Annotated in this window: 10 protein-coding genes and 1 pseudogene; 3 read left to right on the forward strand and 8 right to left on the reverse strand. The window is 74.1% G+C overall.

The window, feature by feature from the left end; translation table 11 throughout:
* A complete protein-coding gene (locus AC162C_RS00380) occupies positions 1-2,235 on the reverse strand; it encodes a glycosyltransferase (protein ID WP_484095820.1) in 2,235 nt (744 codons plus the stop codon).
* Between the two features lie 40 nt (positions 2,236-2,275).
* Between AC162C_RS00380 and AC162C_RS00385 the strand changes: the two genes are divergently transcribed.
* Positions 2,276-3,133 (forward strand): glycosyltransferase family 2 protein, encoded by an 858-nt coding sequence (locus AC162C_RS00385; RefSeq protein WP_484095821.1) that lies wholly within the window; start codon positions 2,276-2,278, stop codon positions 3,131-3,133.
* Complete coding sequence (locus AC162C_RS00390; protein ID WP_484095822.1) at positions 3,130-3,918, forward strand: class I SAM-dependent methyltransferase; 789 nt, start codon at positions 3,130-3,132, stop codon at positions 3,916-3,918. Before AC162C_RS00385 ends, AC162C_RS00390 begins: the two co-directional genes overlap by 4 nt.
* On the opposite strand, the gene AC162C_RS00395 is transcribed toward AC162C_RS00390, so the two are convergent.
* From AC162C_RS00395 to AC162C_RS00405, 3 genes are read right to left on the reverse strand one after another with little or no spacing between them, the layout of a single operon-like run.
* Complete coding sequence (locus AC162C_RS00395; RefSeq protein WP_484095823.1) at positions 3,915-5,009, reverse strand: glycosyltransferase family 4 protein; 1,095 nt, start codon at positions 5,007-5,009, stop codon at positions 3,915-3,917. The genes AC162C_RS00390 and AC162C_RS00395 overlap by 4 nt on opposite strands.
* Entirely contained in the window at positions 4,999-6,111 is a 1,113-nt protein-coding gene (locus AC162C_RS00400) for a glycosyltransferase (RefSeq protein ID WP_484095824.1), read from the reverse strand. The genes AC162C_RS00395 and AC162C_RS00400 overlap by 11 nt, the downstream gene beginning before the upstream one ends.
* A gap of 23 nt (positions 6,112-6,134) precedes the next feature.
* Entirely contained in the window at positions 6,135-7,148 is a 1,014-nt protein-coding gene (locus tag AC162C_RS00405) for a glycosyltransferase family 4 protein (RefSeq protein ID WP_484095825.1), read from the reverse strand.
* Positions 7,149-7,203: 55 nt separating this feature from the next.
* Here AC162C_RS00405 and AC162C_RS00410 point away from each other — a divergent pair, with 55 nt between their 5' ends.
* Positions 7,204-8,154, forward strand: coding sequence for a phytanoyl-CoA dioxygenase family protein (locus AC162C_RS00410; protein ID WP_484095826.1), 951 nt, complete (start codon positions 7,204-7,206; stop codon positions 8,152-8,154).
* On the opposite strand, the gene AC162C_RS00415 is transcribed toward AC162C_RS00410, so the two are convergent.
* The 4 genes and pseudogenes from AC162C_RS00415 to AC162C_RS00430 form a co-directional block, all read right to left on the reverse strand.
* Positions 8,147-9,274, reverse strand: a complete 1,128-nt coding sequence (locus AC162C_RS00415; RefSeq protein WP_484095827.1) for a glycosyltransferase — start codon at positions 9,272-9,274, stop codon at positions 8,147-8,149. The genes AC162C_RS00410 and AC162C_RS00415 overlap by 8 nt on opposite strands.
* A 10-nt stretch (positions 9,275-9,284) precedes the next feature.
* Positions 9,285-10,130: a glycosyltransferase gene (locus AC162C_RS00420; RefSeq protein ID WP_484095828.1), complete on the reverse strand. Its 846-nt coding sequence runs from the start codon at positions 10,128-10,130 to the stop codon at positions 9,285-9,287.
* The gene (locus AC162C_RS00425; protein ID WP_484095829.1) at positions 10,127-10,954 is read right to left on the reverse strand and encodes a glycosyltransferase family 2 protein; all 828 of its coding nucleotides are present in this window, start codon (positions 10,952-10,954) and stop codon (positions 10,127-10,129) included. Before AC162C_RS00425 ends, AC162C_RS00420 begins: the two co-directional genes overlap by 4 nt.
* A 1-nt stretch (position 10,955) precedes the next feature.
* A pseudogene (locus AC162C_RS00430) lies at positions 10,956-11,612 on the reverse strand (ABC transporter ATP-binding protein); the annotation flags it as partial.

Below are 11,612 nucleotides of genomic sequence, written 5' to 3' on the forward strand. Positions count from 1 at the left end.
CTAGCGGCTCGTCGGGCGACCGGCGGCCTCGAGCACGGTGGTCACGAACGACTCGACGCTCGGCTCGTATCCCCAGCCGGCGACGAGCTCCCGCGACCGCGCGCCCTGGCGCCGCCGCAGCTCCGCGTCCTCGGCCAGGCGTCGCAGCGCTGCGGCGGCGGCACGGACGTCACCGCTGCCGACGAGGGATCCGTTCTCGCCGTCCCGCAGGAGGTCGGCGGCAGCCCCGACGCCCTCGGAGAGGACGAGCGGCAGCCCGCACGCGGCGGCCTCGTTGACGACGACCGCCCACGGCTCCCAGGTCGAGAGCAGCGCGAACACGTCCGCGGCCACGTAGGCCTCGAGGAGCCGCTCCCACGGCAGGTCGCCGGTGAGCGTGAGACGGACGTCGAGACGGGCCGCGAGCTCCGCGAGCGCCTCCCGCTCGGGGCCCTCGCCGGCGATCACGAGCGCGAGGCGACGATCGTCGCTGTCGGCGACGGCCCGAATCAGGTGGTCGTGGGCCTTCTCGGGCACGAGGCGCCCGGCGGCGAGCACCGCCACGTCGTCGGCGCCGAGGCCGAGGGCGCCCCGAAGCTCCTCTCGGCGCGGCGCGAGCGCGTCGGCCTGCTCGCCGACCGCTGCGACGTCGACGGTGTTCGCGAAGAGGCGCACCCGCTGCGGCGGGAGCCCGTTCGCGACGAGCGACGCGCGAGAGAGCGTGCCGAGGGCGAACCCGCCCCATGCCCCGCGCACGACGGGAGGGACGATCGGCCTGCGCACGGCGCGCCGCCACGTCGGACGGTCGACCGCGTCGTGGCTCGAGACCAGGAGCAGGTACGGGGCCCGGTGGCGCCGGGCCCACACGATCGCCGCCTGGGCGGCGAACGTGCTCCAGCCGTTGACGACGACGACGTCGGGTCGGAGCCGGGCGAGGACGCCGAAGACGCCGGGCGTGACCGGGTAGTCGTGGCGCAGGAGCCTGCGGACGCCCGGAACACGCAGGCCGTCGAGGAACACCGCGTGATGTCCGGGCTCGACCTCCCAGGTGCGGCCGGCGACCGTGCGCCCGGCGTAGACGACCGTGAGCTCGACCTCGGGGCGCTCTCCCACGCGGTCGAGGAGCGGTGACCGGTAGGGCGTCGGCTCGGGGGAGACGACCACCACGCGCACAGGGCCGCCGGCACCGTCGGCGGGTGCCTCGAGATCGACGAGCAGCCGCTCGGCCCGTGGGCGGAGCCGCCGTCGGGTCGCGGCGCGCCGCGCACGCGCGACGGCGACCTCGGCGGGGAACGCCGGGTCGAGCTCGACCGCGCGTCGCACGACAAGCGTCCCGGTCGAGCCTCCCGCCCGGGCACCGAGCCGAGCGAGCGAACGTGCGGCGTCGCCCCGGGCGCCGCTCCCCGTGTGGTCGCCGGTCGTGCCCGCGAAGCGCCGGTACAGGCGCAGGAGCGCCTCCGCGGCGGCCTCGACCGCATCCGCCGAGACCTCGAGGCCCGCCCCGACCCGCCATGCCAGCTCCGCGTCCGCTCGCGCCAGGTCGGGCGCGACACGCTCGATCTCGCGCAGCGCGACCCGAAGCTGCAGCGACCGCTGCAGCTCGCTCCGGCGCCTCGACGCCTGCCCGGCGTGGATACGCCGCAGCACGAGGGGGGCGCGGAGGTTGTCGCCCTCCGCGACCGCGAGCAGCCGCGTCCAGAGGTCGTAGTCCTCGCTCTCGCCGTACGCGGTGTCGTAGCGCAGGCCGTGCCGGTCGAGCAGCTCGCGGTCGACGATCACGGTCGGGTGGAAGACCGGGGCCCCGAACAGGGCCCGCCAGCGCACGGCGGCCGGGCCGACGGGCGGCTCGTGCAGCGAGCCGATGCGGCCGTCGTCGCCGAACTCGAGCACGGCGCTCCCGAGGAGTGCGGGCGGGTCGGCGCCGGAGAGCCGTGCCAGCTGCGCCTCGACGCGCTCGGGGAGCGCAATGTCGTCGGCGTCGAGGCGCGCCACCCAGCGGCCGCGTGCCGCATCGAGTCCCCGGTTGAGCGACGCGGCGAGCCCGAGGCGCTCGCCGTTGCGGAGCACGACGAGACGTGGGTCGTCGACGCGCGCGAGCAGGTCGGGCGTCGCGTCGCCGGAGCCGTCGTCGACCACGACGAGCTCGAGCTCGCGGACGGACTGGCCGAGCACGCTCGCGACCGCAGCGCGGAGCGTCGCCGCCGCATCGTGGGCGGCGACCAGGAAGGTGACGTGCGGGATCGGTGCGCGCTTCACGGCCGGTCGGGGAGCGGCATCTGACGATAGCCTCTCGCGCGTGAGCCGGCCTCTGTCCGTCGACCTCGTCGTCGCGACCGTCGACCGCACCGAGGAGCTCGACCGGCTGCTCGCATCGGTCGAGGAGCAGGGCGACGTCGCCGTCCGGGTGCTGGTCGTCGACCAGAACGGCGACGACCGCCTCCGGCCGGTGCTCGCCGGCCATGCCACGCTCGACGTCACGCGGCTGCAGCCGCCGGGCAGGGGGTTGAGCAGGGCCCGCAACTGGGCGCTCCCTCATCTCGAGGGCGACGTCGTCGCCTTCCCGGACGACGACTGCTCGTACCCGCCACGGCTGCTCGCCGAGGTCTGCGAGCGGCTGGCAACCGACCCCGGGCTCGACGGCCTCCTCGGTCGTACCGCCGATCCGGAGGGGAGACCGGCGACCCGCCGGTTCGCGACCGAGGGGGGACGCCTCGACCGCGCGAACGTGTGGACGCGTGGGAACTCCGCGTCGCTCTACGTGCGCCGGTCGCTCGTCGAGCGCGTCGGCGGGTTCGACGAGGGCCTCGGGCTCGGCTCCGGCAGCGGGCTGCAGGGGGAGGAGGTCGACTGGCTGATCCGGGCCCTCGACCTCGGCGCGGCGCTCGAGTACGACCCCGACCTCGTCGTGCTCCACCCGTCGCCCGAGCGGACGCCCGACGAGGCGCGGGCGGCGGCCCTGCGCGCCGGCGTCACGGTCGGCCACCTGCTGCGACGCCACCGCTACGGGCCGCGCACGCTCACGCGGATGCTCGTGCGCCCGGTCGGCGGAGCGGCGGCATCGCTCGTCCGCGGCGACGTCGACGGGGCGCGCGCCCACCTCACGGCCCTGGGGGGACGGGTGCGCGGCTATCGCACCCCGGGGGCAGCGTCGTGACCGCCGGGCGCCCCCCGTGGACTCTGGGCCGCGTCGTCCGCGGCATCGGACGCCGCGTCCCCCTGCGCCCGCTGCGCGTCGTCTTCCCGTACCGGCCGTGGCGTCAGCTGTTCCGGCTCTGGCTCGCCACGATCCGGGCCCAGCCCGATCGGCGGAAGGCGCTGACCGAGCTCTTCGGCGCGAGCGACGACGTCGCCGCCGCGCTCGATCGAGGCGCGCTCGACTACGGCGGCGGCGTGCACCCGAAGCACCACCTCACGGGCTACCACGACTTCTTCGTCGACCGCATCGGTGCCGGCGAGCGCGTGCTCGACGTGGGGTGCGGGATCGGCAGCGTCGCCCACGACATCGCCGTTCGCTCGGGCGCCGAGGTGATCGGCATCGACACGAGCCCGTGGTCGCTCGACGTCGCACGGCGACGGTTCGCCCACCCGCGGGTCACGTACCTGCAGGCCAACGCGCTCGACTACGTTCCGGACGGGCCGATCGACGTCGCCGTGCTCTCGAACGTGCTCGAGCACATCGCGCCGCGCATCGAGCTCCTCCGGGCGCTGCGGGAGCGCGCCGGCGCACGGCGCGTGCTGATCCGTGTCCCTCACGTCGACCGCGAATGGGGCGTGCCGCTGCGACGGGAGCTCGGCCTCCCGTACTTCTCCGACCCGACGCACGAGCTCGAGTACACGCCGGACCTGCTGCGCGAGGAGCTGGATGCGGCCGGGTGGCGGATGGGGGAGCCGATCCTGCGCTGGGGCGAGATCTGGGTCGAGGCGACGGCCGAGGCCTAGGACGATCGCGACGACGGTCGCGCGAGCAGCTCGGCGAAGAGCGCCGCGTGGCGGTCGAGCCATGGCCCGAGCCCGTAGCGGGCGACGGCGCGGGCGCGAGCGGCCTCGCGGTACCGCGCGTGGTCGGCGAGCACACGCTCGACGGCGTCCGCGAGCCCCTCGGGGGACGGTGCGGCGAGCCGCTGCCAGTCTCCGTCGTGTGGGACGCCGATACCGGCGACGTCCCCGACGAGCTCGACCGTGCCGCCGCTCGCCGCGTGCACGACCGGGACGCCGCACGCCATCGCCTCGAGCACGACGCTGGGACAGCAGTCGTTCATCTGCGTGTGGAGCAGCACGTGGGCCCGGCGCATGAGCGAGGGAGCATCGTCCTGCCGGTAGCGCCCGGTGAGCTCGACGGCATCGGCGACGCCGAGGCCGCGTGCCGCCGCCGTCGGGTCGTCGTCCACACGGCCGCTCACCACGAGCCGTGCGTCGGGGTGGGCCGCGCGCACGACCGCCAGCACCCGCAGCGCGAGCGCGACCCGGTCGGGCGCCTGGTGCTGGTCGCCGCCGAGCAGCAGCACCGGGCCGTCCGCGGGCGTCGCCGCCGCGGGCGCGAACCGGTCGAGGTCGACCGCGTTCGGCAGCAGCTCCCATGTCCCGGACGGGGGGCCGAGGAAGAGGTCGGCGCCCTCCTTGGCGAAGGCGGACTGGTAGAGGACGTGGTCCGCGGCCTGGAGCGCACGCCGCAGCGGCTCGTTGACCGACGCCGTGCGCGCACCGGCCCACGCGGGGTAGCCCACGCCGTTCTGGTTGACGACGACGGGTGCCTGCCGGCGGCGGGCAGCCCACAGGAGCGCTCGCAGGTCGCGCGGGAGCCAGCTCGACCCGAGGTAGAGGAGCGTGAAGTCCCCGGGGTGGTTCGGGAAGCGCCGTGTCAGCCGCTGGAACTTCGCGGTGCCGCCGCGTGCGGGCTCGTCGGAGCCGGGGACCCGATCGTGGCCGTAGGACACGCGGAGGCCCGGGTCGACCGTGGACGGCGACAGCAGCCGGGCCCAGCGCCCGCCGGCGCGGGCGTAGCGCCCGACGCGCGCACGGTCAACGCGCACCGTCGGCTCCCGCCCGGACGACGAGCCCGTCGAGCAGCTCCGCCCAGCGCCCGTCGAGCCGGTCGAGGGCGTACTGCACTGCCGTCGACCGCCCGGCTGCGCGCAGGTGCTCGACGAGAGCGCCGTCGTCGTGCACGCGGGCCACGGATCCGGCCAGGGCCTCCGCGTCCTCGACGTCCACGAGGAGGCCGTTCACGCCGTCGTCGAGGAGCTCCTGCGCCTGCCCGACACGGGTCGACACGAGGGGGACGCCCGACGCCATCGCCTCGAGTGCCGCCTTCGGCCCGCCCTCCTGCCGCGAGGGGACGACGTAGGCGTCGAGCGCCCGGTACGCGCGGGCGAGCTCGGTCCGGCTCGAGGCGACGACGTGCCGGAACGGGATGCGACGATCGGCGAGCTCGCGCTTCACGTACCCGCGGGCGGGGCCGGTGAGCAGCACGCACAGCTCGGGCACCTCACCATGGAGCGCCTCGAGTGCCGCGACGAGCACGTCGGGGCCCTTCACCAGCTTCGGCTCGAGCCCCTCGCCCCACCCCACGCCGTCCTTCTGGAACGAGCCGACGACGAACGCGGACTGCGCGAGGCCGAGCGCGGAGCGGGACGCCGCCCGGTCGGCGGGCTCCCCGAGCGGGAAGTGCTCGAGGTCGATCCCGATCGGGATCCGGAACACGCGCTCGCGCGCGACGCCGTGCGCGAGCACGAGCTCCTCCATCTCGGCGTGCGTGACCTGGACGCGCACGAAGCGGTCGGCGTGACGGCGGAGCGCGGCGAACGCGGCGTCGAACTCCGGGTAGCCCGGCGTCCCGGGACGACCATGGAACCACGACGTGCCGACCGTGTTCGATGTCTCCAGCCACCGCGGGTGGACCGCGGTGAAGTGGCTCGTGTGGAACACGGCCTGCCGGTCGGCGAAGCGCGCCCACGCCGACGGCGCCGTCGCGATCCCGAGCCGACGCGCCCGGGCCTCGAGGATCCTGGCGTCCTCGTCGAGCGACCACCCGCTGCCGTCGCCGACGACGAAGAGGCGCGTTCCGGGCACCCAGCCCCGGGTGCGGACGCCGACCGCGGCGCGCATCGCCACCCGGCCCGCCGGCGCGACCACGCGGCGCATCGTCGTCGCGGCGCTCACGGCTGCAGCACCCCGAGGTAGCTGTCCGTCACGTCGGCGAGCGCGGGCACGCGGATCGAGGCACGGAATGCGTCGAGGCCGGCCGCGAGCCGCTCGAGCGCCTCGGGCAGCTCGTCGACATCGTCGAAGGGGACGCCGGCGTCGCCGACGAGCTCGGGATGGCCGCCGCTGCGGCGGTACAGCGCGGGCAGCCCGCACGCGAGCGCCTCGAGGAGGGCGTTCGAGCACGGGTCGTCCCGGCTCGCCGCCAGGTAGGCGTCGTGACGGCGGAGCAGGTCCGCGACGTCGGTCGACGCGACCGCCGGGATCATCGCGATCCGCTCGAAGCGCACGGGCGACCGGCCGACGAAGGTGACCTGGAGCCGCTCGGGGTCGAGGGCCTCGTCGACCCGGAGGAGGGCGTCGAACCCCTTGCGGGGGTTGTCGGACCAGCTCGTCGCGATCACGCGGAGCGGTCGGCCGTCGAGCGGCTCGCGTTCCTCCGGCGGGAAGAACAGCGACGGGTCCGGCGCGTTCCGGATCACGACCGGTTCACGGAGCTCGTAGCCGAGCTCGAGGTGGCGCTCCAGGCTGTAGCGCGACTGGAGCACGGTGACGTCCGCGAGCTCCGCGTTGATCGCCGCCACGCGCCGGTCCGTGCCGTCGTCGTGACCGCGGTACGAGCCGATCGGCCCGTCGACACGGTGCACCATCCGGCAGTCCGCCCGCGCGAAGCGACGGAGGCGTGCGATGTCGAAGTTGAACGAGTTGAAGAGGCACGCGGGCGTCTCCCCGGAGATCCGGTTCAGCTCGACCTCGACGCCACGACGCCCGAGCTCGCCCACCAGCGCCCGGATGAACTGGTGTCCTCCCCCCGTGGGCGGCGGCACGAGCTCGTGGAAGACGGCGACGTCCGCACGTCCGCGGCGGGTCGTCACCCAGTCCACCTGTGTGCGCACGCGGCGAGACGCCGCCGCGGACGCGCGGCGCCCGACGATCAGCGGCGCCCGGGCGACGGTGCTGGCCTTCACGACGTCGGACCGTAGCCGACGCGTCACCGGCCCGGCGACGATGTAGCCTGCAGGCGTGCACTACCGGCACCCGACACGCCTCCGCCGGATCCCCCGGGTGGGCGCGGCGCTCGAGCGAGGCGGCATCCGCGCGACGTATGCGATCCACGACCGCGTCGGGTCGAACCGGCAGAGCCGCGACCGCTACCGGAAGGAGACGCCTGCCCTCGACGACGTCCAGCGCCGCATCGTGGACGCCGTCGACGCGAGCGGCTTCACGGTGCTCCCGTTCACGAAGCTCTTCACCGAGCCCGCGACGTGGGAGGAGCTCTCGACCGAGGCGGGACGCTTCGTCGAGGACACCGCGCAGGGGCTCGCCGCCGAGGCGGCGGGCGGCGAGGGCGCGCTGCGGCGGCGGGCCGGCAAGGAGTTCGTCGTGCGCCGGTACAGCTACGGGGTCGACGTCTCGCTCGACGACCCGTGGTTCCGGGTGGGCCTGTCGCGACGGATGCTCGACATCGCGAACGCGTACCTGCGCCTCTGGTCGAAGCTCGAGTACCTCGACCTCTGGTACTCCGTGCCGCAGCCGACGGACGCGGAGCGTGTCTCCTCGCAACGCTGGCATCGCGACTACAACGACCGCCACCTGCTGAAGGCGTTCCTGTACCTCGTCGACGTCGACGAGGAGATGGGGCCGTTCCAGTACGTCCCTGGCAGCGCGGGCGATGGCCCGTACGCGAAGGAGTGGCCGTGGCGGCCGCTCGGCCAGAACTACCCCGGCGACGACGAGCTCGCCGCCCGCGTCCCGGGCTCGTCGGTCGAGACCTTCACCGGGCCGGCCGGGACGCTCGTCTTCTGCAACACGAGCGGGTTCCACCGCGGCGGCCTCTCGACGAGCGACCCGCGCGTGCTCGCGACGTGGACGTACTCCTCCCCCGCGTCGCTCGCGTCGCTCGCGGAGCGCAGCTACCGCTACGTCGGAGCGCTCGAGGAGCTCGACGCGGTGCAGCGCTTCGCCGTCACCTAGCAGTCACGCCGTCGATCACGCTGCGCAGGCCGTCGACGTACCGCGCCCAGCCGAGGGCGGCGGAAACGTGCTCGCGGGCTCGAGCGCCGAGGGCCGTTGCCGCGTCCGCGTCGGCGAGGAGCTCCTCGACGGCGTGCCGCAGCGCCGCGTCGTCGCCCGAAGGGACGAGCCGGCAGTGCTCCCCGTCGACGAGCCCGTAGCCGTCGGCGATCGCCGACGTGCGGCTGACGACGACCGGCCTCGCCATCGCCATCGCCTGGAGCAGCGTCGTCGTCGCCCCGGAGTACGCGTTCTCGCGCACGGGCAGCACGACGACCCGTCCGCGGGCGAGACGGTCGGGAACCACGGCGAACGGCAGCGCCGTCTCGAGCTCGAGGTTCGCGATCGCACCGAGGACGTGCGCCTGCTCCGGGGCCGCGACGGCACGGTACGAGAGGTCGGGCGTCGCCCGGGCCAGGCGCGCGAGAGCCGCGTAGTCGCGGTGCGGGTCGGCGCCGATCGAGACGACGTCCACGTCCGGCTCGACGTCGAGCGGGGCGAACGCGTCGGTGTCGACCCCGAACGGCAGGAAGACGACCCGCGGCGGAGCGGGGAGCGGGGCGAGCCACTCTCGGAGCGCGTCGGCCTCGCCGTGCCCGTAGGCGACGACCGCGTCGACGGCGCCGATCGCCTCGAGGTACGCGCGCCGCATGCGGTCGCCACGGAGACGCGCGACGCGGTCGAGGAGGCCGACGCTCACGTAGACCACCGGCGTGCGGGAAACGGCACGAGCACGCCGGAGCAGCGCGAGCGGGAGGCCGAGCGTGTCGACGCTGGACACGACGACGTCCGCGGCGGCGATCTCGGGGCGGCAGGCGAGCACCGACGCGAAGTCGCCGCCGTAGCCGCCCGCGCGCTCGAGGAGTCGGTTGAGCCCACGTGCCGCCCGTCGAGCGCGTCCGGAGGGAGCGAGGCCCGGGGCAAGGTTGTGATGCGCGTCCAGCCCGTCGGCGCGGAGCTCGTCGAGGCCGAACAGGCTGTAGCGGGCGGGCGCCCCCGGAGGCTCGGCGAGCGCCTCGCGCCGCAACGGGGAGTCCCGGTAGAGGAACAGCACCCGCACGTCGTGGGTCGACCGGTCCACGACGCCGACGCTAGCGCTTTCGGCCGGGCGTCACCGCGGCGCGCTCCTCGGCGTCGAGCTCTCGGAGCCCGACGGGCGCCTCGACGCGACGCTCGGCCTGACATGCCCGCAGGAGCGTCAGATACCGCCGCTCGGTGTCCTTGCGGGACGGGTGCCAGAGGTGGAACAGCGTTGTGTCGGGCCCCGGCCAGCCACAGCGAACCCCGAGGTGTCGGAGTCGATATGCGAGGTCGACGTCCTCTCCACCCCAGCCCTCGTAGCGCATGTCGTACCCGTTCACGGCCTCGAAGTCCGTCCGGCCGACCACGAGGAAGCCGTAGTTCTCGTACGGCGGGACGAAGTCCTCCCCGCGCGTGGTTCCGACGCGACGCCGGTCACGCACGGTGAGCCATTGCGGATAGCCACGTATCCGTCTCCTGTTCCGTACGTAGGCGAGCATCCCCCACCGATGTACCCGCTCGCCGCGCCGGAGCACCTCCGCGGTGATGTCCTCCGACAGCTCGTACCGATAGGTGGCCCCGAACCAGCCCGAGCGAGCATCTCGGCGTAGCGCCCGGACGAAGTGCCGCCGGGGCACGCAGTCGCCGTCGAGGAACGCGAGGTGCGAACCGCGAGACACGCGCGCAGCGCGATTTCGAGCCCGTGCCACGCGGAAGCCGACGTCGTCCTGGCACAGGTGAGTGAGACGGTCGCCGAATCGTGACCGCCACGCGGTGACGACGTCCGCCGTCTCACGGTTCCGCCCGTCTTCGCTGACGATCACCTCGAAGGCGCTCTCCGACTGCGCGCAGAGGGCTCCGAGCACCGCATCCAACGCCCGCGGGTAGGCGTACGTGCTGACGACGACGCTGATCACGACGCCGGAGCGGCGACGAACGGCGAGGCGTCGACCGTGACTCTCGGGCCGCGCCGGTACCACTCGTCCTTCCAGTTCCGACCGACGCGGTTGTACTCCCTGATGCGCGGGTCGACGTGGCGCAGGTAGCGAAGCTTCGTGAGGCGCCCGCGCAGGCCACGGCGGAACTCCCCGGTCTCCCAGAGGCTGGGCCGTCCACGGCCCGGCTGATGAGGCTCGACGCTCGAACGCTGCAGGAAGCACACATGGAGCAGTCGCAACGGGTCGTCCTCCCAGCCGGCCGCGTCGGAGAGGTATCTCATCGACTCCCAGTCGTAGCCCGGTCGGAACACGGGATCACCGCCATGGAGCCGCTCGAGGCACCCGGCCCACGACTCGAGGGCCGCCATGTTGAACAGCTTCGTCACAGGACGCGAGGGCGGTGCCATGTAGCCCGACGCCGAGCCCGCGTCGATGTCGAGCTCGTCGCAGTTCAGGACGTGCCCCTTGAGGCGGAAGACGTCGGTGTGCGTGCCGGCATCGAGCTCCGCGCGCAGTCGCGCGAGGCCCGTGGGGTCGTAGAGCTCGTCACCGTCGATGCCGAGCACCCATGTCCCGGTGCCCGCGTACTGCTCGAGCGCCCGGTGCGAGTCGCCGGCGTCCGGCGAGCGCACGACGTCGACGATCCCCAGCTCGCGGGCGAGCGCGTGGAGGATCTCGCCGGTGCGATCCGACGACTCCTGGTCGACGACGTGGATGCGGTCGCAGACCGCAGCGGCGTTCCTGATCGCCTGCTCGACGAAGGCGTCCTCGTTGCGGACGAGGACGCTGCCGACGAGTTGCACGTCAGCGCTCCTCGGTCGTCCACTCCAGCAACGGGCGGACGACGCCCTGCCACTGGCCCGTGAAGATGCCCCTGGCGGAGTCGCCCTCACCGTGGTCTTGGACGTGGAAGGAGACCGCGTCGTTGAGAGCTGCCCATGGCACGAGTTTCGGTGCTCCGAGCGACACGAGCGCCACTTGGACGCTGGCGAGCCCCTCGTTGAGGAGATTCCCGGGGATCCACGCCGTCGAGACGTAGTCGCCCGGAGACGTCCGCTCGTGCCAGCGCGGGCTCGTGTCCATCGCGTTGAAGGCCACGTCCCCGCGGCCGTCGACGAGCTTGATCTTCGGAACCACCGGCTCACCGTCGTCGAGGACGGCGAAGCCGATCTCGATCCCCACCGGGCGACGGACGTCGACGGCGGGAGCCTCCTCGCCGTCCTGCAGCACGCGCACGGAGCGGAGACGGACGTGACCGCTCCCGGGCGCGTCGGCGAGGTCAGGCCAGAACCGACTGGAGCCCGTCCCGAAACCGGCCTGGAGGTAGCGCGCGACGACCTCGGCACTGCCGCCCTCGTCGACGATCCCGCCTTTGTCGAGCCAGAGCGTCCGGTCGCACAGCCGCGAGACGGCGTGCATCTGATGAGAGACGAAGAGCACCGTCCTCCCGGACGCGCTGAG

This window comes from Gaiella sp., from assembly GCF_057140465.1.